Below are 23,410 nucleotides of genomic sequence, written 5' to 3'. Positions count from 1 at the left end.
GTGTGCGGGGCAGGTGACGCCGATACGCACGTGCTGCGTCGGCGTAGCAGCTGTCTTGCGCGTCAGTCGCAGGCGCTTGCCGGCGCGACGAAGGCGGCAAAGCTGCGTCCGCGCGCCGCCCAGGCGGTGGCGGCTTCGTCGAGGATGTCGAGCAGGCTGTCGCGGTCGGCCGGTGCGTGGGTGGCCAATGCATCGGCACCATCGAGCAACAGCGCGTAGCCGTGTGGTGCCGGCAGCCAGCTGAGATCGCGCAGGGCATCACTCAACGCGTCCCAATTACGACCGAAGCCTGGCGGGAAATCGAGCTGGATTGCCAGGCGCATCAGCAGGGTGCGTTTGTCGGCGCAGGCCGCCAGATCCACCCGCAGGATGCGCAGCCCGGCATCGCGTGCCAGGGCGGCCATGGTGTCCAGGTCCTGGGTCTGCGCCTGGTACACGCCTGACTGCTGTGGGTCGGATAGATCCAGCGCAAAGTCGCCGGCACTCATGGTGCCTGCTCCGGGGTGGGGCCCTGGAAGGATTTGAAACTGGCGTAGTGATCGTCGCTGTAGTACCAGCTCTGCGGCGGCGTGCCGCCGGTGACGATCCGGCGTGCGCCGCGATCGGCGCTGCCGGGCGTGTCCACGGTGTACTCGTGGTAATAGCCGCGCGGCCGTTCCGGCAGCCGCTGCTCACGATTGCCGAACACCGCGCCGTCCTGCGGATAGGGAAACGGCCCGCCGCGTTGTATCAACACGATGGTTGCCATGGCTTCGGTCGGCAGGAATGCCGGCAGCCGCGGCACCTGGCGCGCCGACGTTACGGCTGGTGCGGCAGTCACCGGTGCCGACAGTTGCGGGGCGAACTGCGGCTTGGGCGTCTGCACGACACGCATGCCCCAGAGCCCGGCCACAAGCAGGACGATGGCGACGATCAGCAAGGCGGGTTTGCGCATGGGTGGTCCGAAGCGAAAGAGGCAACCGCAGCCATGGCGGATGAGAGACCAAGTATGCCGTCGCGCGACTGTGTCGACTTTGAACGTGGCGGCGGGGAAGGGCACGCCCGGTTCACGCCCAAGTAACCGGGGCATGGTGCAAGGTGTGCAGCCGAGGAACTGCGGCACTGCGCAGGTGATGGGATGAAGTTTCCCTCGCCTCACCCTTGGTAAGCGCAGTCCAGGTCCTTACCATCTACCCCGCAACGCCCGGTCTTTTGCCGGGCGGCAAGTCCAGGAGACCCTCATGGCTTATACCCTTCCGCAGTTGCCTTACGCTTACGACGCGCTGGAACCGAACATCGATGCGCAGACGATGGAAATCCATCACACCAAGCATCACCAGACCTACATCAACAACGTCAATGCGGCGCTGGAAGGGACCGAGTACGCCGACCTGCCGGTTGAGGAGCTGGTCTCTAAGTTGAAGAGCCTGCCGGAAAACCTGCAGGGCCCGGTGCGTAACAACGGTGGTGGCCATGCCAACCATTCGCTGTTCTGGACCGTGATGTCGCCCAACGGTGGCGGCGAGCCCAAGGGCGAGGTCGCAAAGGCGATCGACAAGGACATCGGCGGTTTCGAGAAGTTCAAGGAAGCCTTCACCAAGGCCGCGCTGAGCCGTTTCGGTTCGGGCTGGGCATGGTTGAGCGTCACCCCGGACAAAAAGGTTGTAGTCGAAAGCACCGCCAACCAGGACAGCCCGCTGTTCGAAGGCAATACGCCGATCCTGGGCCTGGACGTGTGGGAACACGCCTATTACCTGAAGTACCAGAACCGTCGCCCGGACTACATCGGCGCGTTCTACAACGTGGTGAACTGGGACGAAGTCGAGCGCCGTTACCACGCCGCGATCGCCTGAGTCTTGAGTTGACGCTGTAACGCAAGAAGGCCGGGAGCGATCCCGGCCTTCTTCGTTTATTGCGGTCTGTCGTGTAGGAGCGACCTTGGTCGCGAAGAGGCGTTCCCTGGGAAAGCTCCATCGCGCGCGAGCGCGCTCCTATGATTGCCCGGGTGCCGATCAGAACTTCGAATCGAATTCGCGTGCGTAGCCGGTGTTGACGATCACCTTCTGCAGTGCGTCGCTGATCTTGATGTTGCCCGCCACGATCTGCTGCGTTTCCGGGCCCATGTTGTCCATGCGCGGCGGGGTGGCGCCCTTGTAGTCGCAAACGCGGCCACCGGCCTCGCGCACCAGCAGCACGCCGGCCGCGATGTCCCAGGCTTTGACGCCGGCTTCGAAATACGCATCGGCACGGCCGCAGGCGACATAGGCCAGGTCCAGCGCGGCCGAGCCGGTCCGGCGCACGTCTTCTGCCTGCACCAGCAGCGCGTCCACGCACTTGAGCTGGGCGCTGGCGCGTGCACGCTCGCGCGGCGGGAAACCGGTGTGGACCATCGCGCCTTCCAGATCCTTGCGTTCGGCAATGCGGATGCGGCGATCGTTGAGCACTGCGCCTGCGCCACGGCTGGCAGTGAACAGCTCGTTGCGCAACGGGTCGAAGATCACCGCGTCGGTCGGCTCGCCATTTTCCACCAGCGCAATCGACACGCAGTAATGCGGGAAGCCGCGCAGGTAGTTGCTGGTGCCGTCGAGCGGGTCGATGACCCAGGTGTAGCGGCCACTCTTGCCGCCCTGCACACCGCCTTCTTCGCCGAACACGGCGTATTCGGGGTAGCCGCGCTTGAGTTCCTTGATGATGACCTTCTCGGCATCGGCATCGACTTCGCTGGCGTAGTCCATGCGGCCCTTCTGCACCACGTTGAGCGCATCGAGCTTGTTGATACCGCGCAACAGCACATTGCCGGCGAGGCGGGCGGCTTTGACCATGACGGTGACGGCGGGTTTCTGCATGGTTAAAGCTCCCGTGAAGGCAGAATCGGAAATGGCGAAGGTAAAAGAGCGGTCCGGCGCGAAAGCCGGCCGCGCAGTTTACCATCTACGGCCGAACTGCTCCCCAATCTCCGTTCATGTCCGTCAGTCAGCGCATCCGTTTTGTTCTCGTCGGTACCCAGCATCCAGGCAACATCGGCGCCGCCGCGCGCGCGATGAAGACCATGGGGCTGACGCGCCTGGTGTTGGTCGCACCGGAAAAGGCACTCGATGAAGATGCCTACCGCCGTTCCGCAGGCGCCGAAGACGTGCTCAGCGATGCACCGATCTTCGAGACGCTGGCCGAGGCGGTGGCGGACTGCACGCTGGTGATCGGCTGCACGGCGCGCGCGCGCCGGGTAGCGCTGGAAGAGTTGGCACCGGACGCGGGCGCGGGCCGCGCCTGCGCCAAGGCGGCCGAACCGGCCGAGGTGGCGATCGTGTTCGGGCGCGAGCGCACCGGGCTGACCAATGATGAATTGCAGCTCTGCCATGCGGCTGTGCATATCCCGTCGGACCCGCAGTTCAGTTCGCTCAACCTGGCCTCGGCGGTGCAGGTGCTGGCCTACGAGGTGCGCCTGGCACAGCTTGCGGCGGAGGCCACGCCCGCAGCACAGGCCGCGCCGGCCGCGGACAGCGGTGGTCCACGTGAGCTGCCGGCCAGCCATGCGCAGATGGAAGGCTTGTTCGGCCAGCTGGGCCAGACCCTGGACGAGATCGACTTCCATAAGGGCCGTGCGCCGGATTCGGCGATGCGCAAGTTGCGCCGGCTGTTGCTGCGCGCGGAAATGACCGAGCAGGAAGTGCGTCTGCTGCGCGGCATCCTGGCCGATGCCCAGCGCATGGCGGGGCTGGCGCGCCAGGCCGGAACCTGACGGCTGTCACAACCTGGAAGATTCGGCTAAGGTGTCGGCGACTCTAGGGGAGTAGCTGGTTTGCGCGGTCTACGATGCTGTCTGATTGCGTGGCTGCTGGCCTGCGCAAGTTTCGCCGCGACGGCTGCGGCAGCGCCTTCTTCGGTCCTGGTCCTGGGGCGTATCAGCGATGATCCGGCCACCCATTACGATCAACTCAAGCCGCTGCTGGACTACGTGGTGCCGCGCATGCGCGGGGTCGGCATCCGCAGTGGCGAGATCCTGATGGCGCCGGATGCGCGCCAGATGGCCAGTTACCTGCGCCGTGGCCGGGTGGACTGGGTCAGCGAAACCGCCGGTGCGGCGATGCTGCTGGAGCAGCGCGGCAGCGCACATCCATTGTTGATGACCGAACGTGGCGGGGTGCGTGACTTCCACACGGTGTTCTTCGTGCGGCGCGACAGCCCGATCCGTTCGCTGGCGCAGTTGCGTGGCCACACGCTGGCGCTGCAGAACGCCTCGTCCACCAGTGGCTACCTGGTGCCGATGCTGGAGCTGGTGCGCAATGGCCTGGCCTGCGATGTGCTGCTGTCGCCCGACGATACCCAGGTGCTCGGTTCGGTGGGCTACCTGTTGGTCGGCTCGAAGTTGAACATCGCCGCCTTCGTGCACAAACGGCTGATCGACGCCGGCGCTTTCAGTAACCTCGATTGGGACGACGAGCGCCACCTGCCGCCCACGTTCAAGCGCGAGTTCCGCATCGTGCACCGCAGTGCGTCGGTGCCGCGCGCGGTGGAGATGGTGCGTACCGGCATCGATCCGGCGGTGGAGCGGCGCCTGCGCGCGGTGCTGTTGCAGGCCGCGGCCGACCCGCAGGCCGGCCCGGCGCTGAAGCGCTTTTTCGGCACCACGGCGTTCCATCCCGTGGACGCGACCAGCCGCGCGCGCCTGGAGGCGTTGCGCAACGGGCTGCAACAGGTCAGGACGCAGGTGGAATGACGCAGGTGCGCTTTGGATTGCAGGCCCGGTTCCTGCTGGTGATGGCGCTGACGCTATTGCTGGTCGGCGCCATCCTGGCCTCGCTGTTGCAGCGGCAAAGTTCGATGCAGCGCGAGGTGCGCAGCCTGAGCGCGCAGATCCTGCATGAGTTGTTCGACCGCAGCCTGCGCACGCGTGGCGAGACCCTGGCCACCGAGCTGGCCTCGGGCCTGGCCAACCCGCTGTACTACTCGGATCTGGCAGCGGTGGGCGCGCTGGTGCGCAATGCCTCGCGCCAGCAAGTGGTGAGTTACGTGCTGGTGTTCGACCGCCGCGGTCGGCTGGTGCACGACGGCAGCGCCACGCTGCAGGGCTATGGCCAGCCCATGCAGGACCCGCTCGCTGCCAAGGCGATCGCCGCGCCGGCCCTGCTGTTGCAGTCTTCGCCGGAAGTGCTGGATGTGACGGTGCCGATCAAGGTCGGCGACCAGCGCATCGGCGGCGTGCGGGTGGGCATGTCGCGCGAGCGCGTGCGCAAGATCGAATCCAGCGCCAACCTCACCCTGGTGCAGAATCTCAATGCGATCGGCAAGCGCGATCTGGGCTGGCTGCTGGTACTGCTGGCCGCGCTGGTGGCGCTGGGCATCCTGCTGGCCATCTATGTGCAACGCACGCTGGTGGCACCGGTGCGCCTGCTGGCGGCGGCGGCGCGGCAGATCGAACGTGGCGACTATCTGGTGCAGCTGCCGCCGCATCCGCGCAATGACGAAATCGGCGAGCTGATTTCCGCGTTCGGGCGCATGAGCGAAAGCATTGCCCGGCACGATCGCGAGGTGCGCCACATGGCCTACACCGACGCGCTGACCGGGCTGACCAACCGCCTGGGCTTCCGCGAAGGCCTGGACCATCTGCTGCACACCGCACGCAGTACCGACAGCAAGCTGGCGCTGTTGTTCGCCGACATCGACGACTTCAAACGGGTCAACGACACCCTGGGCCACGAGGCCGGGGACGAAGCGCTGCTGCAGTTCTCCAGTCGCATCAGTCGCGCGGTGGCGGCACTGGGCGGCGATGACGCGATCCTGGCGCGGTTCGGCGGCGACGAGTTCGTGATCCTGCTGCAGAGTGGCGATGTGACCTTGCTCGCCGCGCAGCTGGCCGACCGCCTGGTGCATGAGTTGAGTAGGCCGTTGAACGTGCAGGGACGCGAGGTGTTTTTGGGCACGTCGATCGGCATCACCTTGTTCCCGGACGATGCCAACGACGCCACGGCGCTGCTGAAGAACGGCGACATCGCGATGTACCAGGCCAAGGTGGCCGGCAAGAATTGCCACCGGTTCTACAGCCGCGCAGCCGACCATGCGGTAGAGCGCCGCGTGCACATGGAGCACGAGTTGCGCGGTGCCTGGGAGCGTGATGAGTTGCGGTTGGTCTATCAGCCGATCTACCGCACCAGCGACCGCGTGCTGGTGGGTGTGGAAGTGTTGCTGCGCTGGCAGCACCCGGCGCTCGGCACGATTCCGCCGTCCACCTTCATCGATATCGCCGAGCAGAGTGGGTTGATCGAAGTGATCGGCCCCAAGGTGCTGCGTGCGGCCTGCCTGGAAGCGGCCAAATGGCCGGTGGTGGGCGAGGGCTTGTTTATTTCGGTCAACGTCTCGCCGCGGCAGCTGCGCAGTGGCGACCTGATCGACACCGTGGCCGAGTGCCTGGCCGAATCCGGCCTGCCGGCTGCGCGCCTGCATCTGGAGCTCACCGAGACCGCGGTGATCGGCGACGAGATGATGGCTGCGAGCCTGCTCGATCAATTGCACCGCACCGGGGTAAAGGTGTGGTTGGACGATTTCGGCACCGGCTTCTCCGGCCTGAGTCATCTGCGCCAGGTGCCGGTGGATGGCGTGAAGATCGACAAGAGCTTCATCGCCGACCTGCAGCGCGACCCCGACGACCTGGCCCTGACCACGGCCATCATCGGCATGGCGCATTCGTTGGGGATCACCGTGGTGGCCGAGGGCATCGAGCAGGAAGCGCAGTTCAACCTGTTGCGCGACCGCGGCTGCGACCTGGGCCAGGGCTACTGGTTCAGCCGCCCGCTGAGCCCGACCGACATGGTCAAGCTAATCGCGGCGGGCTGACGAGTGCCTCAACCGGCTTGATGACAGCGCCTGTGCTTGGTGTCGCCTAACCGATTGCGGGGCAGTGCGGCTAGCTACGTAGGAGCGCACCTGTGCGCGATGGGGCTGTCCCGGCAACGCCCGTCGCGCCCAAGCGCGCTCCTACGGGATGTGGGGTGCCCGGTCGCGCCCGTGTGCGCTCCTACGAGATGGCGGTTTGGTCCATTTCTCTGCAGGCGAGCGAGTGCGCTCAACCGATGGGATTGCAGCCGCATCTTGTCGGCGTTACCTAATCGATTGCAGAGCAGCGCGGCTAGCTACGTAGGAGCGCACCTGTGCACGATGGGGCTTTCCCGGTAACGCCCGTCGCGCCCAAGCGCGCTCCTACGGGATGTGGGGTTGGTTTGTTTCCCCGCAGGCGAGCGGCAAGCTGCGCTCAACGTGCCAATCTTGACGCCATCGAGTCACTCAAAGTGGCCGCTTTCCCGTATCGCCGGGAATCTCGCGCACCAGACGCGGTACCAGATAGCCGGACAGGCGCGTTGCCAGCTCGGCATGCAGCGCACGGGCGCGTGCGTCGTCGACTTCGAAATGCGCCACGCCGGCCACGCGGTCCAGCTGATGCAGGTAGTACGGCAGCACGCCGGCGGCGAAGCTGCGCTCGCTCAGCGCCGCCAGTGCGTTGACGCTGTCGTTGACGCCGCGCAGCAGCACCGCCTGGTTGAGCAGCTGCGCGCCGGCACCACGCAGCGCGTGCAGTGCGGCGTCGACCTCGGCATCGAATTCATTCGCATGGTTGGCGTGGATCACGAAGGCCACCGGCCACGGCAGGCTGCGCAGCCACGCCAGCAGCGGCGCATCCACGCGTTCGGGCAACACTACCGGCAGGCGGCTGTGGATGCGCAGGCGCTTGAGATGCGGAATGGCGGTCAGGGCGTCGGTGAGCTCGGCCAGCTTGGGCGTGGCCAGCGACAACGGGTCACCGCCGGAGAGCAGTACCTCGTCGATGTCCGGATCGGCGGCGATCGCCGCCACGGCCTCGCGCCAGCCATCGCGGGCGGCGGTTTCCTCGGCGTAGGGGAAATGGCGGCGGAAGCAGTACCGGCAATGCACCGCGCAGCTGCCGGTGGCGATCAGCAGCGCTCGGCCGCGGTATTTCTGGATCACCCCGGTGGTGGTGCGGGCGGCGCCATCGCCCACCGCGTCGAGTGCGAAACCGGGCACCACGCGCATCTCCGCATCCAGCGGCAATACCTGGCGCAACAGCGGGTCGTTCAGGTCTCCCGGGCGCATGCGCGCCACGAAGCTGCGCGGCACACGCACGGCGAACTGGGCCGCGGCGTCCTCGCTGATGCCCGCCGCCTGCGCGTTCAGCCCCAGCAGCGCCAGCAGCTCACGCGGGTCGCGCACGGCCTGCCGCCACAGCTGTTGCCAGCGCGGGGGCTGCAGGGCGGGCGGTGTGGATGGCTGTAAGGCGAGTGGGGCTGCGGTTATCATGTGCGGTCACAAAAGCAATGCCCGCCGGTTGCGGCGGGCGCCCCATTCTAATCCGGCCGGCCAGGAAGTGGCGGGCCGTCGCCTTATCGAGGAGCTGCACCATGGCCACTGTTGGCATGAACGACGTCAAGAACGGCATGAAGATCCTGGTCAACAACGAACCGGCGGTCATCACCGAGACCGAATACGTCAAGCCGGGCAAGGGCCAGGCCTTTACCCGCATGAAGTACCGCTTCATCAAGTCCGGCCGCGTGGTGGAAATGACCATGAAGGCGACCGATGACGTGGAAGTGGCCGACGTGGTCGATACCGACATGCGTTACCTGTACACCGACGGCGAGTACTGGCACTTCATGGACCCGGAAACCTTCGAGCAGGTGCAGACCGACAAGGCCGGCATGGGCGGCGCGGAGAAGTGGCTCAAGGGCGAAGAAGACTGCATCGTGACCTTGTGGAACGGCGCCCCGATCTGGGTGCAGCCGCCGAACTTCGTCGAGCTGAAGATCACCGAGACCGACCCGGGCGTGCGTGGCGATACCTCTGGCGGCGGCGGCAAGCCGGCCACCCTGGAAACCGGTGCGGTGGTGCGCGTGCCGCTGTTCGTCAACCAGGACGAAGTGATCAAGGTCGACACCCGCTCGGGCGAGTACTCGGCGCGCGTCAAGTAATCCCGATGCACCTGGGACGCCGGTCCGGCCGAGCAGTGCGCAGTGCCAGTGTCCTGATGGTGCTGAGTGGCACGCTTGCGGCGTGCCCGGTGTTTGCACAAACGGGCGCCACCGCCTGCGACGCGCAGAGCGTGGCCGCGGTGGCCGCGGTTGCGGCCTCCGGCGTGGTGGGTGGCGCTGCAGCGGCGGTGCCGGCGGAACGTGCCGTGGCGCAGACCTGCAAGCCGTGGCCGTACGATCCAGCCATCCGCTTGGCGGCAATCGCGTTTGCTGGCGATGCCACCACCCCCGCTGGCGAGCGCGACCTGGAGTTGCGCGTTGCAATGCTCGATGCCGGTAGTGGTGAGGTGGTGGCGTTGTATGCCCAGGCAATGGGCGAGGATGCCAGCCTGGAACTTGCGGCCGACAGTCTGCGCCTGGACACCGCGCGCTATGACCTGGCCAAAGGCGTGCGCGCGTTTGGTGTCGTGGTGCACAGCGTCGCGCGCGGCGCCAGTTGCCCGGATTTCGACAGCGACGACGCATTGACCTTGCTGGTCCGCGAAGGGCGCCGGTTACGCCCGGTGCTGCAGCAGAACCTGACTGTCTGGCGACAGGTGCAAGGCGAGTTATGTAACTGGGGGAAGGCAGGCGTGGTGACCGAGCGCGGCACCTTGACGCTGTCGATGGACACGCCGGTCCACGCCGGCTACGCCGACATCGCGCTGACCGCAAACGTGGTGACCTCCACCACGGTTGAGGGCGCACAAGACACCGAACGCACGCGCCGCCAACGCCAAGTGTTGCGTTACAACGGCATGCGCTATGTGCCTGTGTCACGCTCCACCGACTCCTGGCCGTTCGGCAACTAACTTCAATGGATCCGCTCATGACCAACGCCCCGCCCGAACCCTGCGACCTGCTGATCGAGGCCGGCTATGTGGTGCCGATCGAACCGCACGCGGTGGTGCTTGAAGACCACGCGGTGGCGGTCAGCAACGGTGTCATCGTTGCCGTGCTGCCAACGGCCGACGCACGCGCGCGTTTCGCGCCGGCACGCACCGTGTCGCGCCCCGACGCGGCGCTGATGCCCGGCCTGGTCAACGCGCACACGCACAACCCGATGACGCTGCTGCGCGGCGTGGCCGACGATCTGCCGCTGATGGTGTGGCTGCAGCAGCACATCTGGCCGGTGGAAGCGGCAGTGATCGGCCCGGAATTCGTCGCCGATGGCACCACCCTGGCGATCGCCGAGATGCTGCGCGGCGGCACCACCTGCGTCAACGAGAACTACTTCTTTGCCGACGTGCAGGCGGCGGTCTACAAGCAGCACGGGTTTCGTGCGCTGGTGGGCGCGGTGATCATCGATTTCCCCACCGCCTGGGCCTCGTCGGACGACGAATACTTCGCACGTGCCGGCGAGCTGCACGACCAGTGGCGCGACGATCCGCTGATCAGCACCGCGTTTGCACCGCATGCGCCGTACACGGTGAACGATGCCAACTTCGCGCGCGTACGCATGCTGGCCGACCAGCTGGACATGCCGGTGCATCTGCACACGCACGAAACCGCGCAGGAAGTGGCTGATTCGGTGGCGCAGTACGGCCAGCGCCCGCTGGCGCGGCTGGATCGTCTGGGCCTGGTCAACGACCGCCTGATTGCGGTGCACATGACCCAGCTCACCGAGGCCGAAATCCACCTGTGCGCCGAGCGCGGTGTCAGCGTGGTGCATTGCCCCGAATCCAATCTCAAGCTGGCCTCGGGCTTTTGCCCGGCGTGCGCGCTGCAACGTGCCGGCGTGAATCTGGCGATCGGCACCGACGGCTGCGCCAGCAACAACGACCTGGACATGTTCAGCGAGAACCGCACCGCGGCGATCCTGGCCAAGGCGGTGGCCAACGATGCCACCGCGTTGGACGCGGCCACCACCTTGCGCGCCGCCACGCTGGGGGGCGCACGCGCACTCGGTTTTGGCGATCGCATCGGCTCGATCGAGGTGGGCAAGCAGGCCGACCTGGTCTGCGTGGATCTGTCTGCGCTGGAAACCCAGCCGCTGCATCACGTGTTGTCGCAGCTGATCTATGCCGCCGGCCGCCACCAGGTGACCGATGTGTGGATCGCCGGCAAGCCCAAGCTGGTGCAACGCGAGCTCATCGACATGGATACCGCTGCCCTGGTCGCCAATGCGCGCCAGTGGCGCGACCGCATTCGCACCGTCCGCGCCTGAGCGCGGCCATCGCATCACGGAGAGCCACATGAATCCGAATCCGCAATCCACATCGTCCAATTTCCACCAGACCGAGCTGGACAAGTTCGCTGCGCTGGCCAACCGCTGGTGGGATGCCGACGGCCCGCAGAAGCCGCTGCATGCGCTCAATCCGGTGCGGCTGGACTACGTGGCCGCGCGGGTCGCGCTGCCGGGCGCACGCGTGCTCGACGTCGGCTGCGGTGGCGGCCTGCTCAGTGAAGCGATGGCGCGCCTGGGTGCGCAGGTCACCGCGATCGACCTGGCGCCGGAGCTGGTGAAAGTGGCGCGCCTGCACAGCCTGGAATCGGGCGTGCAGGTGGACTACCGCGTGCAGTCGGTGGAAGACCTGGCCGCCGAGCAGCCGGGCAGCTTCGATGCGGTGACCTGCATGGAAATGCTGGAGCACGTGCCAGACCCGCTGGCGATCATCCGCGCCTGCGCAAGCCTGCTCAAGCCGGGCGGCACGCTGTTCCTGTCCACGCTCAATCGCACCCCGGCAGCGTTTGCGCTGGCGGTAGTGGGCGCCGAATACATCGCGCGGCTGCTGCCCAAGGGCACGCACCACTACAAGGATTTCATCAAGCCATCCGAACTGGCCGCCTGGCTGCGCACTGCCGAGCTGCAGCTGCAGGACGTCAGCGGCATGCTGTACGAGCCGTGGCGCAACCGCGCGCGGTTGTCCTCGCGCACCGAGGTGAACTATCTGGCGTGTGCGGTGAAGCCGTGACGAGCGGGGAATGGGGAATCGGGAGTTGGGAATCGCAACGGCGGTTGGTTGCGGTCTTGATGTCGACCGGTTCCTGCCCAATTGCCGACCGCGCTGGGATGGCGGTGCGTCTGTGAGGTTTCCGCGTGCGGTGTTGTTCGACCTGGATGGCACCTTGCTCGACAGTGCGCCGGACATGTTGGCCACCGTCAACGCGATGCTGAGCGAGCGCGGGCTGCCGTGCATCACGCTGGCGCAGCTGCGACCGGTGGTGTCGAAAGGATCGCGCGCCATGCTTGCTGTGGCCTTCGCGCATCTGGATGCGGCCGCGAGCGAGGCGTTGGTGTCGGAGTTCCTTCAGCGCTATGAAGCGCTGCTCGGCACGCAGGCGCAGTTGTTCGACGGTGTCGAGGTCATGCTGCAGCGCCTGGAGCAGGCCGGCTGTGTCTGGGGCATCGTCACCAACAAGCCCGAATACCTTGCGCAACTCATCCTGCCGCAACTGGGCTGGCAGCAGCGCTGCGCGGTGCTGATCGGCGGCGATACGCTGGCCGAGCGCAAGCCGCATCCGCTGCCGTTGCGGGTGGCGGCCGAGCGCATTGGCGTTGCCGCCGCGCAGTGCGTCTACGTGGGTGACGACGAGCGCGACATCCTGGCCGCACGTGCGGCGGGCATGCCGTCGGTGGCTGCGTTATGGGGCTACCGGCTGGGCGATGACGACCCGCTGAGCTGGCAGGCCGACGTACTGGTGGAACAGCCGCCGCAGTTGTGGGAGCCGGCCGCCTGGCCGCAGCCCTGATCTTTTCTTTCGCTTTTCTGGACCCGCCATGAGCCAATCCAGCGCCCTGGACAGTTTTCTCGACAAGTGGCGCAGCCGCTGGCCGGAATGGTCGGTGGCCGAGCCCTTCATTCCCGAACCGCAGCGTCGCCTGGCCGCGGCCTGGTTCGCATTGCTGCAGGAATGGGAGGACATCATGAACATCGCCGGCGACCCGTTGCCGGCAGACGCCAAGCTGGCCTGGTGGCAGCAGGAATTGAACGACTGGTCGAACCAGCGCTCGCGTCATCCATTGGGGCGCGTGCTTGAACCGGTGCGCGCACCCTGGGCGCAGTTGGCCGACACCTTGCCGGTGATGCAGGCCGCACGTGCGCAACCGGACGACCTGGCGCAGGCCATGGCGCGGCTGCAGGCGTTTGCCGAAGCGGTGGTGGCGGTGGAAGCGGTGGTCTTCGCACGTACACGCAGCAGCGATGCCACGGCCGTGGTGGTGCAATGGCTGGATGCGCGCCAGCGTGTGGCTGGTGACAGTGCGGCGCCGGGTGGCGTCGGTGCGCCGGCCTGGCGTGCGCAGCTGTTGCGCGCGTGGCCGCGCAAGGCGGCGCTGGCCAGACCGCATCGGGTCTGGTCGCGTCTGGCGCGGCTGCGCCTGCAGCGCGAGTTGGCCGGCCGCACGGCCTATGCGCCACCGATGCAGCAGCTCTGGCACAGCTGGCGCGCAGCCAGCGGCGCTGAATGAATAACCGCTGCTGCGGCCAGGCCGGCCGCAGCAGCGCCACAGACACGCGGACACCGCGTTGCCTAGATCGGTGAGTCGGGCAGCACGCTGTGGTACGCAATGAAGGCATCGTCGCATTGCAACGGCGCGCCCGGCCCAGGCCGGCCCTGCAACTGCACATCGTTGGCCGCCGACTCGGTGAGCTGATCAAAGAAGCTCACCGGCCCGCCTTTGAAGGTGAAGTGCACCGCGCCCGGGTTGCTGGCTGGGCCACCAAAATGCGGCTGCGCAAAGGCGACCGGGCCACCATCGAGCACCACATTGTCCAGCGACATGGTGATGGGCAGGGTGGTGGTCGCATCGCGATAGCCGTAGAAGCTCAATTCGCCGCCACCGAATGCCTTGGAACCCAGGGAGTGCACATTGGTCAGTGCAATGCCGCTGAACCGCGGCAACTGGTCGCGTGTGGCCGGGTTGGCGTAGTTGGCGTCGAATACCAGCGGCCGCGCAACCCCGCGCATGCAGATGTTCTCGAAACTGATGTCGTAGACCTGGCCGCCGCGTGAGGCATCGGACTTGATACGCAGGCCATTGGCCGAATAGGGATCGCGCTGCACATCGTTGGCGTTGAAGCCGTCGATGCTCAAGCCGCGCACGGCGATATGGCGCATCCCCGAATCGGTTTCGCTGCCGAGCGAAAAACCGTGTGTGTAGTAGAACTGGTTGTAGGCGAACAGCATGTTTTCCGAGGCAATGCTGCGCTTGTTTTTGGCATGCGCCTTGATCGCCACGCCGTCATCGCCGGTACCGATATACGAGTACGCCAACAACACGTTCTTGGATTGGCCAGGGTCGAAACCGTCGGTGTTCTTGGCGGTTTCCGGGGTGAAGCAGCTGGCGTGCGGATTGACGTCCGGGGTGCTGCCGGCAGGGCAGTGGTAGCCGGGGCGCGAATACACCAGGCTGGGCGCGAGAATCTTGATGCCCCAGGCGGTCAGGCCCACCACGTTGTCGGTAGTGACGTGGAAATTGGGCGAGTTTTCCAGGGTGATGTCGTATAGCGTGAAGTCGGTGCTGTCATCGATCTGCAGCAGACGTGGCACGTGCTGGCTCAGGCCCTTGGTGACGTTGAGATAGGCCAGATCCCACCAGCTGGCCGTGCCCGCATTCGGTCCTGCTGTGAGCGTGCTGCCGCCGCGGCCGTCGATCTTGCCGGCGCCCACGATCGCGCTCTTGGCAGTGTCGGCGACGTGGATCAACGGGTTGCAGGACTTGGCCTTGTCGGTGGTGGCGGTGCCGCAGGTGCCCAGGCCATTGTCGTAATCCTGCGGATTGCGCGAGCCGAACAAGGTCACGCCGCGATCGATCCACAACGTCACGCCGCTCTTGATGGTGAGAGGGCCGCTCAACAGGCCGGATTCTCCGCCATCGCCGACCACCAGACGCACCGCGCTGCCGGCAGGGCAATCGTCGATGGCCGCCTGCAGGCGTGCGGTGTCGCGTTTGGACTGGGTGGGATCCTGGTCGAGCGCATCCAGCGAGCCGGCAACCGGCACCAGCGCAGCCTTGAGCGTTGTGCAGACCTGGCTGGGGAGCGCGGGCTGCTGCACGACACCCCAACTGGTGGAGATGCTGTGCGCGGTATCGGCAACGTCAAGCCCATGCGGGCGTGCTGCACTCGCCTGAAACGTGGCAAGGCCGAGGAGTGCGAGCGAGAGTGGCGCGAGCGCGGGAAGGCGAGGGTGCGGTTGCATCGGCGGTTCCAGGCGGGGAGGGAAGTGGCAGCGGGAGATGACAAAAAGGGATGCGATGCGTGCTGCAAGGAATAAGCGCAGGTCGCTGCGATGGCGCGCAACGCTGTATTTGCGCGGTGCGCCGCTCACCTCATGCGAGAGATACACAGTTCAGCGCGGATGCGAGTCGCATGATTGATCGTGTGCGTGATTGGTCGGATGGCACGCCACCATCGCGCGTTTGCCTGGCGCTCGAAAACCGGCAAGCGAAGTCGGCACCGCCAAGCCGAAGCGAGTGCTAAGTCTGATGATGTGTTGGCTGGGAGCGGCAGCCTGCGTGCCGAGCTGATGTTTAGACGTGCGCGCAGTTGCCGGGCGCGGCGCTGCAAGTCCTGCGCTACGGATGGCTTACCGCCGAGAGCGCTGCGAGATCTATCTCACCAGACGCATGGAGGTGCATGGCGTCTCGATGTCTGCGAAGCGCTAAACGCAAAAGCGCATGCCGCGTTGCGGTCACGCTGCCGCCATCTGGCTGTCATCCTGGCGCGGCATCAAACGGCTGGCGCTAAGGCAACAAGCCGTACTCATTGCAGCGGTTCTCCACATAACAGCAAGCCAGGGGCCGTTATGTGGGTTCAGTACCCGCTGCGATATCCGTTGCACCTCGCCGCGTAATCACAGCGAGGCAGATCACCTGTTTAGCGAAGCAGGTCCACTGCGCTGGCGACACCGCCGGCATGCGCAAACACGCGTGCCGGCGGCCGACGCTGCTATCGCACGCTGCGGTCTGGATCAGTCGGCACTGCCAGCACCGCTGTTGCCGTATTCGAAAAAGCGGTTGGCCGAATTGGTGCAGTTGCTGCTGCAAAACGGGCGGCTGGCGGTGGAGGCATTCCATGGCGCGGTCTTGCGGATATGGCTGCCCAGCGTGGAATCGCGGATGGTCACCTGGCCATTGGGTGAGGTGCCGTTGACGTACGCGGACAGGCCACTGACGCCTTCGTCCCATGCGCGCCCGAGGTAGGTTTGATTGTCCGGCGAACCGGAGCCCGCCACGAAGCGGCTGTTGATCGCCAGAAAGCCGTAGCCGCTGCCCGGGCGCGTGCTTGGCGCAAAAATATAACCGCCACGGCTGCTGCCCAGGCGCGCGCCGGCCGAGCGAATGATTGCGTTGTCGAACACGCCGATGCCGGACCCGAAGATGAAATCGACATCGCCTTCGATCGTGCTGCTCTTGAAATAGGCGCGGATCACGTTGGCGGCGTTGGTCGCGCTGATCAGCAAGGTGTCCTGGTTGCCGGTGACCAGCACGTCCTCAAAGCTGGCCTGGTCGCCGCGCACCGCCAGTGCCACTGCCGATTGATTGTTGTCGGCGTAAGTGCCTTCGACATAGTTGTTGTCGAAGCGCAGATGTCGTGCCTGGAAGCCGCTGGCACGCACGGTAACCGTCGCGCTATTGGAGGTGCCCACCGTGGCAGCTGACGCATTGCTGGCGCAGGGGTGACTTGCGGTGCCGGTTGGCTTGGGCGTGGGGTTGGCGTTGTTGTAGCGGATGACGGTATCGGTCGTGGCGCTGCCAAGCCCGAACAGGGTCAGTGGCGGTGCACCGCTCGGCACGCACACCAGCTCGGTGTAGGTGCCGGCCTTGACGCTGATGTAGCGGCGCGTGCTGCCACCGGCGGCCACCGCCGCGTCGATTGCCGATTGCACCGTGCGATAACGGGTGGAGCCATCGGCGGCCACTGCAAAGTCGGCGGTCAGCAGCGCCACGCCGGCGGTGGGGTTCCAGTTGTCGGTCACCAACGCTGTGATCGGGCCGGCCTTGGCGAGCGCCTTGCTGATCGTATACGTGCTTGCTTCGCTGCTGGTGAGCTGCGGGCGGCTGGCGGTGCCGGTGAGGGCAGCAGCATCAAGGCTGATCAGGCTCAGCAGCGCGGTGGCGAGGCAGGTGGTGCGGATATGCGATGCAGACATGGGATGACGCTCTCCAGAGAGGATGCGCTTGCCGGATGGCAAACGCCAAACACCATCGGTGTGCCGCGCGCTGGCAACGCAGCCGCAGGCGGTGCACGCCGCTGGCTTGCGAGACAGACGTGCTGACATCGCACGCGCGGTGCGGCGATGCTACTGCCGCGGCCGCTTGGCGGCGGCGCGCAGCAGCGGCAATGTGCAAGAGCTTCGCCGGGGTCACGCTTTGCACTGTGCGCGCGTCGCAACATCGCATTGCTGGGCAAGGCGAATATGCGTTTGCACAACGGCATTGCCATGCAACCATGCAGGTCCACGCGGCATGCAACGGCGCACGTCGTCACATGCCGTGGGCATGCCGGCTTCCAGACTGACGCACCCGCAGAAACATGCGCCTAGTCAGGAATCGAAGATGGCAGATCCCAAAGAACTGCAAGACAAATTCTGGAAAGCCCTCAAGTCCGATCGCACCGTGATGCTCGGCCTGGATGGCGTCGAAGACGGCCATGCGCGCCCGATGACCGCGCAGATCGAAGGCGACAGTGGTGGCCCGATCTGGTTCTTTACCTCCAAGGACAATGCCTTGATCGCGATGCTGGGCCAGGGCCGCCGCGTGATCGGCGCGTTCAGCAGCAAGGGGCATGACCTGTTCGCCAGCATTAGTGGTTCGCTGCGCGAAGACACCGACCCGGCCGTGGTCGATCGCCTGTGGAACCCGTACGTCGCAGCCTGGTACGAAGGCGGCAAGGACGATCCCAAGCTGGCGCTGCTGCGCCTGGACGCCGATCACGCGCAGATCTGGCTCAACGGCTCCAGCCTGCTGGCAGGCATCAAGGTGCTGCTCGGCGTGGATCCGAAGAAGGACTACCAGGACAAGGTGGCGGACGTTCCGCTGCGCTGAGGTGACTTATAGCGGCTGACAACACGTAGCGAGCAGTCGTCAGGTGGGGTGCGGCCGCGTGGAGGAACCGGAGTGTACGTGGGTACATGCCGATTCCGAGCACCGGCCGCGCCCGCCTTGCGGATGCGCAGTCGTTTTGACCGCTGCTCTTAGCACGCACACACAGCCGTCAAAGCAGTGTGTGCGTGGCGGCCGTCGTCACCGCACCGCTCACCGATGAGCGACGACGTCCTTGCAATGCTGGCACGCCAAGCGCGGAGCGTGCCGATGCGCGTGCACCACCTCAACTGCATCTCCACCTGCCCGCTGGGCGGCCACCTGATGGATGGACGCACGCACGGCGTGCTCGAGCGCGGCCACCTGAGCTGCCATTGCCTGTTGGTGGAAACCAATGCCGGTCTGGTCTTGATCGACACCGGCTTTGGGCTGCGCGATGTCGCCGAGCCACGTGCGCGGCTTAGCGCGTTCTTTCTGGCGTTGGTGAAACCGGATTTGCGCGAAGACATGACGGCGATCCGGCAGATCCAGCGCTTGGGCTTCGATCCGCGCGATGTGCGGCATATCGTGCTGACCCATCTGGATTTCGACCATGCCGGCGGGCTGGATGATTTTCCGCATGCGCGTGTGCATCTGATGACGCGTGAGCGTGATGCAGCGCTGGCGCAATACACCTGGATGGACCGGCAACGCTTTCGCCCGCAGCAATGGTCCACGCGTGGGCAATGGCGCACCTATGACAGCACCGCCGGCGCGGCCTGGATGGGCTTGGAGTGCGTGCATGATTTGCACGGGCTACCGCCAGAGATCCTGCTGGTGCCGCTGCCCGGCCACACGTTCGGGCATGCCGCCGTTGCGGTGCGCACCCCTGAGCGTTGGCTGCTGCTCGCCGGCGATGCGTATTTCTATCACCGCGAAATGGACCCGCAGCCCTACTGCACGCCCGGGCTGCGTTTCTATCAATGGATGCTGGAAAAGGACCGCACTGCAAGGCTGCATAACCAGCAACGGTTGCGCGCACTGCGGCAACAGCACGGTGCGGAGGTGGAGGTGTTCTGTTCGCACGATGTTGTGGAATTCGAACGCGTTGCCGGGCTGCCCGCACGCTTGCCTGCAGGCGCGTTGCAACACGCGCCCACGGCGTGAGCACGAGCGCTTCACTTCGCCAGAACGTGCCGCAGCGCGATCATGCGCCACCAGTGCCGCAGCAGCCAAGCGGTGCGCTACAGGAGAAGCACGATGCAGCAGATTGAAGTAGGCCAGATGGTGTTCTTGCGCGATGGCGAAGTGGGCGTTGGTGCGGTGCGCGAAGTGCGCAGCAATGGGGCCGAGTTGGTGATCAATATCGAAAACGGTGGCGACTTCACCGTGGCCACCTCGGTGGTGCGCGATGTGCATTCTGGCAAGGTGATGCTGGATGTGGAACAGCTCCCCGAATCAGTGCGCGCCGCCTTGCGCAAACCGCACGAGAACGAATTGCCTACCAGCACCTACGCGGCCAGCGATCCGCAGGATGGCGCGCTCAAGTAAGCGCGCGTGTCAAGCTGGTGATTCGCAAACGAGCGCATGGCGCCGCCGATCCAGGCAGCGCCATGCGCTCTTCGCTTAGTCGGGCAGCAGGAAGTTGCGCGGCGCTGCTTGCGATGCGGTATCGGTGCCCAGCAATGGGCGATCCGCTTCGTCCTTGAGCTGCACACCAGAGAGTTTGCGTCTGAATGCCTCGCGCAGCAGGTAGCCGAGTTTGTGGCTCGCCTCGGCATAGCTCAGGCCTTCGCCACGGATATTGGAAATGCAGTTGCGTGCCGCATCGGTATGCCCAACACGTGGCGCATAGGTGAGATACAGCCCCAGGCTGTCTGGCGAGCTGAGCCCCGGGCGCTCGCCAATCAGGACGATCACCGCTTGCGCCTGCAGCAGTTCGCCCACCTCATCGCCAATCGCCACGCGGCCTTGCGCAATCAGGGTCACTGGCGCCAACGACCATCCTTCGTGCGCGGCCAGCGCATCGATCTGCTCCAGCATCGCGCCTGCATGCCGATGCACCGCCAGTGCAGACAGGCCGTCTGCCACCACCACCGCCAGATCCGCGCCACCGCCATGCACGGCGGTCGTGCCACGCAGCTGTTCGGCCGCCTCATCGCTCAGGCGGCGGCCCAGGTCGGGCCGTTGCAGATACAGATGACGGTCGGATGCCGCGCTATGCAGCAACACGCTGCGGCGGCCGCGCTGCTGCAGCACCGCCTGCAACGGCGCAGGATCGAACGCAAGGTGCACGGCATCGCGCGCCTGCGCATGCGCAAGCTGGAATTCCAGATGCGAAGCGGTTGGCAGGCTGGTGCCGGCTCGCCCCAACGCGATGCGGGCCGGTGTCAGCGCGCGCAAGCGTGCCCACGCATCGCGGGGCGGTGTGGTTGGCGTGCTCATCCGCGTGGCTCCGCATCCAGCTGTGACAGCGCCTTGCGAAACGGTGCCGGCATCTCACTGCCCAACTCGAACCGGCCATCGCGCAGGCGCAGGATGCCTTGCGTCTCCAGCCAGTGTTCGAACTCCGGCGCGGGACGTAGGCCCAACGCCTGCCGCGCGTACAGCGCGTCGTGGAAGGAGGTGGTCTGGTAGTTGAGCATCACATCGTCCGAGCCCGGAATGCCCATGATGAAGTTGATGCCGGCGGTGCCGAGCAGGGTCAGCAGCATGTCCATGTCGTCCTGATCGGCTTCGGCATGGTTGGTGTAGCAGATGTCGCAGCCCATCGGCACGCCAAGCAGCTTGCCGCAGAAATGGTCCTCCAGCCCCGCACGGATGATCTGTTTGCCGTCGTAGAGATATTCCGGGCCGATGAAGCCCACCACGGTATTGACCAGCAGCGGGTTGAACTGGCGCGCCACCGCGTAGGCACGCACCTCGCAGGTCTGTTGGTCCACGCCATGATGCGCATTGGCCGACAGCGCGCTGCCCTGGCCGGTTTCGAAATACATCACGTTGTTGCCCACGCTGCCGCGCTGTTGCGACAGGCCCGCGTCCCGCCCTTCCTGCAGCAACGCCAGGTTGATGCCGAAGCTGGTGTTGGCCGCTTCGGTGCCGGCAATGGACTGGAACACCAGATCCACCGGCACGCCGCGGTTGATCGCATCGATGGTGGTTGTGATATGCGCGAGCACGCACGCCTGGGTGGGGATGCCGTAGCCAGTGATCACCGCATCGAGCATGCGCAGCAGCGCGGTGGTCGCGGCCAGGCTGTCGCTGGCCGGATTGATGCCGATCACCGCATCGCCGTTGCCGTACAGCAGGCCATCCAGCACGCTGGCGGCAATGCCGGTGGCATCGTCGGTGGGATGGTTGGGCTGCAGGCGCGTGGACAGGCGGCCACGCAACCCCAGCGTGTTGCGGAAGCGGGTGACCACGCGGGTTTTCTGCGCGACCAGGATCAAGTCCTGCACCCGCATCAGTTTGGAGACGGCGGCCACCATTTCCGGCATCAGCCCCGGTGCCAATGCCGCCAGCGCGGCGTCGTCGGCTTGCGCGCCCAGCAGCCAATCGCGAAACCCGCCAACGGTAAGGTGCGCCACCGGCGCGAACGCGGCAGCATCGTGCTGATCGACGATCAGGCGCGTGACCTCATCAATTTCATACGGCACCACCGCCTCGTCGAGGAAACGCCGCAGCGGCAGCTCCGCGAGCGCCATCTGCGCGGCGACACGCTGCAGCTCGGAGTGGGCCGCCAGCCCGGCCAGCTGGTCGCCCGAGCGCGCGGGCGTGGCCTTGGCCAGCAGGTCCTTCAGATCGGCGAAGCGGAAACGCTCGCCGCCGGCACTGAAGGCAAATTCACTCATCCCGCGAGACTCCCGGCGTTGGGGCGGCCACGCAAGCTCAGCAGGCAACACACCGCACCGAACAACAGCAGGCCCACGAAGACCAACGCCACCAGCGGGTTGAACCAGACCATCGCCACCAGGCACACCAGCGCCAGCAGCAAGGCGATCGCCGGCACCACCGGGTAGCCGGGTGCACGGAAGCTGCGCTCCAGCGTGGGTTCGGTACGGCGCAATTTGAACAGGCTGAGCATGCTCATCACATACATCACGATGGCACCGAATACGGACATGGTGATCATGGCCGCGGTCAGCGACATGCCCTGAATCTTCACCACGCTGTCGCTGCAGATGGCCGCAATACCGATCACGCCACCGGCCAGGATGGCCCGGTGCGGCGTGCGGAAGCGCGACAATTTCGCCAGCCCGTGCGGCAGGAAGCCTGCGCGTGCCAGCGCGAAGAACTGCCGCGAATAGCCCAGGATGATGCCGTGAAAGCTGGCCACCAGACCGAACAGGCCAATCCACACCAGCATGTGCAACCACGTCGAGCTGTTGCCCACCACCGCCTTCATTGCCTGCGGCAACGGGTCGTTGATGTTGGACAGTTGGCGCCAGTCACCGACGCCGCCGGCAAACACCATCACACCCAGCGCCAACACCACCAGAGTAAGAATGCCGGCGATGTAGGCGCGTGGAATGGTCCGCTTGGGGTCCTTGGCTTCTTCGGCGGCCATCGCCGCGCCCTCGATCGCCAGGAAGAACCAGATCGCAAACGGGATCGCGGAGAAGATGCCGGAGATCGCCGCCGGCCCGAACTGATTGCTCCCGGCCCAGCCATTGGCGGCAAAGCGCGCCACGCTGAAACCCGGCGCAACCACGCCCATGAACACCAGCAGCTCGATCACCGCCAGCAAGGTCACGATCAACTCGAAGGTGGCCGCGATCGCCACACCCACGATGTTCAAGCTCATGAAGATCACGTACGCCCCGATCGCGGCGACGCGTGGGTCCAGCGTGGGGAACTGCACATTGAGATACGCGCCAATGGCCATGGCAATGGCCGGTGGCGCGAACACGAATTCGATCAAGGTCGCCAGCCCGGCGAGCATGCCGCCATAGGTGCCGAACGCGCGCAGGCTGTAGGCGAACGGGCCACCCGCATTGGGGATGGCCGTGGTCAGTTCGGTGAAACTGAAAATGAAGCAGGTGTACATCACCGCCACCAGCACCGTGGTGACCAGAAAGCCCAAGGTGCCGGCCGTGCCCCACCCATAACTCCAGCCAAAATATTCGCCTGAAATCACTAGCCCGACTGCAATGCCCCACAGTTGCCAGGTGCCCAGGGTCGGCTTGAGTTGCTCGTTGCTCATGTCGCACATCTCCTGCGGTCGGGGGAGGGGAGACGAAGCGCGTCGGTTGCCAGACTGGGCCGCGACACGCACTGACCGTCGCTGGCTGATCGGCCGCTGTCACCGGCAATGATCGACGCTCTCCCGGTTATACCCCAAAGCCCGGCGACGGACACAAGCGCAGCGGGTAGGTGTGGTGCAACGTGGTGGCGTTCCGATCTTTATTAACTTTCCTGATGCTTGACCTCCGGTTCCGGAGAGACAGGC

General features: G+C 65.8%; 22 protein-coding genes and 1 other RNA gene. 13 read left to right on the top strand and 10 right to left on the bottom strand.

What is annotated here, in order from left to right:
* Positions 1-62 precede the first annotated feature (62 nt).
* Entirely contained in the window at positions 63-488 is a 426-nt protein-coding gene (locus tag QRM89_RS14620) for a barstar family protein (protein ID WP_114998883.1), read from the bottom strand.
* Positions 485-934: a ribonuclease gene (locus QRM89_RS14615; protein WP_115530570.1), complete on the bottom strand. Its 450-nt coding sequence runs from the start codon at positions 932-934 to the stop codon at positions 485-487. The genes QRM89_RS14620 and QRM89_RS14615 overlap by 4 nt, the downstream gene beginning before the upstream one ends.
* A 286-nt stretch (positions 935-1,220) precedes the next feature.
* Between QRM89_RS14615 and QRM89_RS14610 the strand changes: the two genes are divergently transcribed.
* Entirely contained in the window at positions 1,221-1,832 is a 612-nt protein-coding gene (locus QRM89_RS14610; RefSeq protein ID WP_011037422.1) for a superoxide dismutase, read from the top strand.
* A 159-nt stretch (positions 1,833-1,991) separates the two neighbouring features.
* Here QRM89_RS14610 and QRM89_RS14605 read toward each other — a convergent pair whose 3' ends face one another.
* Positions 1,992-2,825, bottom strand: a complete 834-nt coding sequence (locus QRM89_RS14605; RefSeq protein ID WP_011037421.1) for an inositol monophosphatase family protein — start codon at positions 2,823-2,825, stop codon at positions 1,992-1,994.
* A 116-nt stretch (positions 2,826-2,941) separates the two neighbouring features.
* Here QRM89_RS14605 and QRM89_RS14600 point away from each other — a divergent pair, with 116 nt between their 5' ends.
* From QRM89_RS14600 to QRM89_RS14590, 3 genes are read left to right on the top strand one after another with little or no spacing between them, the layout of a single operon-like run.
* Positions 2,942-3,718, top strand: a complete 777-nt coding sequence (locus QRM89_RS14600) for an RNA methyltransferase (RefSeq protein ID WP_115573097.1) — start codon at positions 2,942-2,944, stop codon at positions 3,716-3,718.
* Between the two features lie 60 nt (positions 3,719-3,778).
* On the top strand, positions 3,779-4,696 hold the full coding sequence (locus QRM89_RS14595; RefSeq protein WP_115530568.1) for a phosphate/phosphite/phosphonate ABC transporter substrate-binding protein: 918 nt from the start codon (positions 3,779-3,781) through the stop codon (positions 4,694-4,696).
* Complete coding sequence (locus QRM89_RS14590) at positions 4,693-6,810, top strand: EAL domain-containing protein (protein ID WP_228419283.1); 2,118 nt, start codon at positions 4,693-4,695, stop codon at positions 6,808-6,810. Before QRM89_RS14595 ends, QRM89_RS14590 begins: the two co-directional genes overlap by 4 nt.
* 447 nt (positions 6,811-7,257) lie before the next feature.
* Here the strand turns inward: QRM89_RS14590 and epmB are convergent, their stop codons facing one another.
* On the bottom strand, positions 7,258-8,286 hold the full coding sequence (gene epmB, locus QRM89_RS14585; RefSeq protein WP_115530566.1) for an EF-P beta-lysylation protein EpmB: 1,029 nt from the start codon (positions 8,284-8,286) through the stop codon (positions 7,258-7,260).
* Between the two features lie 101 nt (positions 8,287-8,387).
* On the opposite strand from epmB, the gene efp reads away from it, so the two are divergent.
* From efp to QRM89_RS14555, 6 genes are read left to right on the top strand one after another with little or no spacing between them, the layout of a single operon-like run.
* Positions 8,388-8,954, top strand: a complete 567-nt coding sequence (gene efp / locus QRM89_RS14580; RefSeq protein WP_115530565.1) for an elongation factor P — start codon at positions 8,388-8,390, stop codon at positions 8,952-8,954.
* A 5-nt stretch (positions 8,955-8,959) separates the two neighbouring features.
* Complete coding sequence (locus QRM89_RS14575) at positions 8,960-9,805, top strand: hypothetical protein (protein WP_042597663.1); 846 nt, start codon at positions 8,960-8,962, stop codon at positions 9,803-9,805.
* A gap of 17 nt (positions 9,806-9,822) precedes the next feature.
* Entirely contained in the window at positions 9,823-11,160 is a 1,338-nt protein-coding gene (locus QRM89_RS14570; protein ID WP_070694402.1) for a TRZ/ATZ family hydrolase, read from the top strand.
* 28 nt (positions 11,161-11,188) lie between these two features.
* Positions 11,189-11,908 carry a bifunctional 2-polyprenyl-6-hydroxyphenol methylase/3-demethylubiquinol 3-O-methyltransferase UbiG gene (ubiG, locus tag QRM89_RS14565; protein WP_103701005.1) on the top strand — a complete coding sequence of 240 codons (720 nt, stop codon included), beginning with the start codon at positions 11,189-11,191 and terminating at the stop codon, positions 11,906-11,908.
* A 10-nt stretch (positions 11,909-11,918) separates the two neighbouring features.
* Complete coding sequence (locus QRM89_RS14560; protein WP_272948210.1) at positions 11,919-12,686, top strand: phosphoglycolate phosphatase; 768 nt, start codon at positions 11,919-11,921, stop codon at positions 12,684-12,686.
* Between the two features lie 28 nt (positions 12,687-12,714).
* Positions 12,715-13,404: a phytoene/squalene synthase family protein gene (locus QRM89_RS14555; RefSeq protein WP_115530561.1), complete on the top strand. Its 690-nt coding sequence runs from the start codon at positions 12,715-12,717 to the stop codon at positions 13,402-13,404.
* Positions 13,405-13,466: 62 nt separating this feature from the next.
* Here the strand turns inward: QRM89_RS14555 and QRM89_RS14550 are convergent, their stop codons facing one another.
* Both QRM89_RS14550 and QRM89_RS14545 read right to left on the bottom strand, forming a co-directional pair.
* Entirely contained in the window at positions 13,467-15,137 is a 1,671-nt protein-coding gene (locus tag QRM89_RS14550; RefSeq protein ID WP_115530560.1) for a glycoside hydrolase family 28 protein, read from the bottom strand.
* Positions 15,138-15,908: 771 nt separating this feature from the next.
* Positions 15,909-17,048, bottom strand: a complete 1,140-nt coding sequence (locus QRM89_RS14545; RefSeq protein ID WP_238150639.1) for a putative acyl-CoA thioester hydrolase — start codon at positions 17,046-17,048, stop codon at positions 15,909-15,911.
* Positions 17,049-17,496: 448 nt separating this feature from the next.
* On the opposite strand from QRM89_RS14545, the gene QRM89_RS14540 reads away from it, so the two are divergent.
* Positions 17,497-17,985, top strand: a complete 489-nt coding sequence (locus QRM89_RS14540) for a pyridoxamine 5'-phosphate oxidase family protein (RefSeq protein WP_011037408.1) — start codon at positions 17,497-17,499, stop codon at positions 17,983-17,985.
* 13 nt (positions 17,986-17,998) lie between these two features.
* Here the strand turns inward: QRM89_RS14540 and QRM89_RS14535 are convergent.
* A non-coding RNA gene (locus QRM89_RS14535) (sX9 sRNA) lies at positions 17,999-18,073 on the bottom strand.
* Between the two features lie 179 nt (positions 18,074-18,252).
* Between QRM89_RS14535 and QRM89_RS14530 the strand changes: the two genes are divergently transcribed.
* Complete coding sequence (locus tag QRM89_RS14530; RefSeq protein ID WP_042597784.1) at positions 18,253-19,128, top strand: MBL fold metallo-hydrolase; 876 nt, start codon at positions 18,253-18,255, stop codon at positions 19,126-19,128.
* A gap of 93 nt (positions 19,129-19,221) precedes the next feature.
* The gene (locus QRM89_RS14525) at positions 19,222-19,512 is read left to right on the top strand and encodes a hypothetical protein (protein WP_042597652.1); all 291 of its coding nucleotides are present in this window, start codon (positions 19,222-19,224) and stop codon (positions 19,510-19,512) included.
* Positions 19,513-19,587: 75 nt separating this feature from the next.
* On the opposite strand, the gene eutC is transcribed toward QRM89_RS14525, so the two are convergent.
* Genes eutC through eat form a run of 3 tightly spaced genes read right to left on the bottom strand, consistent with a single transcriptional unit; the run spans position 19,588 to position 23,173 of the window.
* Positions 19,588-20,406 (bottom strand): ethanolamine ammonia-lyase subunit EutC, encoded by an 819-nt coding sequence (eutC, locus tag QRM89_RS14520; protein WP_042597651.1) that lies wholly within the window; start codon positions 20,404-20,406, stop codon positions 19,588-19,590.
* On the bottom strand, positions 20,403-21,812 hold the full coding sequence (locus QRM89_RS14515) for an ethanolamine ammonia-lyase subunit EutB (protein WP_042597650.1): 1,410 nt from the start codon (positions 21,810-21,812) through the stop codon (positions 20,403-20,405). Before QRM89_RS14515 ends, eutC begins: the two co-directional genes overlap by 4 nt.
* Entirely contained in the window at positions 21,809-23,173 is a 1,365-nt protein-coding gene (eat, locus tag QRM89_RS14510; protein ID WP_042597649.1) for an ethanolamine permease, read from the bottom strand. Before eat ends, QRM89_RS14515 begins: the two co-directional genes overlap by 4 nt.
* Positions 23,174-23,410: the final 237 nt, after the last annotated feature.

The sequence above is a fragment of the Xanthomonas sp. LMC-A-07 genome, assembly GCF_030208825.1.
GTDB lineage: Bacteria > Pseudomonadota > Gammaproteobacteria > Xanthomonadales > Xanthomonadaceae > Xanthomonas > Xanthomonas campestris.
This window is presented reverse-complemented; position numbering and strand designations above follow the sequence as displayed.

Bases quoted from the DNA above. Each gene is read 5' to 3' on its own strand.
- QRM89_RS14605 (WP_011037421.1), bottom strand. From the start codon at position 2,825: ATGCAGAAACCCGCCGTCACCGTCATGGTCAAAGCCGCCCGCCTCGCC.
- QRM89_RS14600 (WP_115573097.1), top strand. From the start codon at position 2,942: ATGTCCGTCAGTCAGCGCATCCGTTTTGTTCTCGTCGGTACCCAGCAT.
- QRM89_RS14525 (WP_042597652.1), top strand. From the start codon at position 19,222: ATGCAGCAGATTGAAGTAGGCCAGATGGTGTTCTTGCGCGATGGCGAA.
- QRM89_RS14570 (WP_070694402.1), top strand. From the start codon at position 9,823: ATGACCAACGCCCCGCCCGAACCCTGCGACCTGCTGATCGAGGCCGGC.
- eutC (WP_042597651.1), bottom strand. From the start codon at position 20,406: ATGAGCACGCCAACCACACCGCCCCGCGATGCGTGGGCACGCTTGCGC.
- QRM89_RS14615 (WP_115530570.1), bottom strand. From the start codon at position 934: ATGCGCAAACCCGCCTTGCTGATCGTCGCCATCGTCCTGCTTGTGGCC.
- QRM89_RS14550 (WP_115530560.1), bottom strand. From the start codon at position 15,137: ATGCAACCGCACCCTCGCCTTCCCGCGCTCGCGCCACTCTCGCTCGCA.
- eat (WP_042597649.1), bottom strand. From the start codon at position 23,173: ATGTGCGACATGAGCAACGAGCAACTCAAGCCGACCCTGGGCACCTGG.
- ubiG (WP_103701005.1), top strand. From the start codon at position 11,189: ATGAATCCGAATCCGCAATCCACATCGTCCAATTTCCACCAGACCGAG.
- QRM89_RS14620 (WP_114998883.1), bottom strand. From the start codon at position 488: ATGAGTGCCGGCGACTTTGCGCTGGATCTATCCGACCCACAGCAGTCA.
- QRM89_RS14540 (WP_011037408.1), top strand. From the start codon at position 17,497: ATGGCAGATCCCAAAGAACTGCAAGACAAATTCTGGAAAGCCCTCAAG.
- QRM89_RS14530 (WP_042597784.1), top strand. From the start codon at position 18,253: ATGCGCGTGCACCACCTCAACTGCATCTCCACCTGCCCGCTGGGCGGC.
- QRM89_RS14610 (WP_011037422.1), top strand. From the start codon at position 1,221: ATGGCTTATACCCTTCCGCAGTTGCCTTACGCTTACGACGCGCTGGAA.
- QRM89_RS14560 (WP_272948210.1), top strand. From the start codon at position 11,919: ATGGGGAATCGGGAGTTGGGAATCGCAACGGCGGTTGGTTGCGGTCTT.
- QRM89_RS14575 (WP_042597663.1), top strand. From the start codon at position 8,960: ATGCACCTGGGACGCCGGTCCGGCCGAGCAGTGCGCAGTGCCAGTGTC.
- QRM89_RS14515 (WP_042597650.1), bottom strand. From the start codon at position 21,812: ATGAGTGAATTTGCCTTCAGTGCCGGCGGCGAGCGTTTCCGCTTCGCC.
- QRM89_RS14590 (WP_228419283.1), top strand. From the start codon at position 4,693: ATGACGCAGGTGCGCTTTGGATTGCAGGCCCGGTTCCTGCTGGTGATG.
- QRM89_RS14555 (WP_115530561.1), top strand. From the start codon at position 12,715: ATGAGCCAATCCAGCGCCCTGGACAGTTTTCTCGACAAGTGGCGCAGC.
- efp (WP_115530565.1), top strand. From the start codon at position 8,388: ATGGCCACTGTTGGCATGAACGACGTCAAGAACGGCATGAAGATCCTG.
- epmB (WP_115530566.1), bottom strand. From the start codon at position 8,286: ATGATAACCGCAGCCCCACTCGCCTTACAGCCATCCACACCGCCCGCC.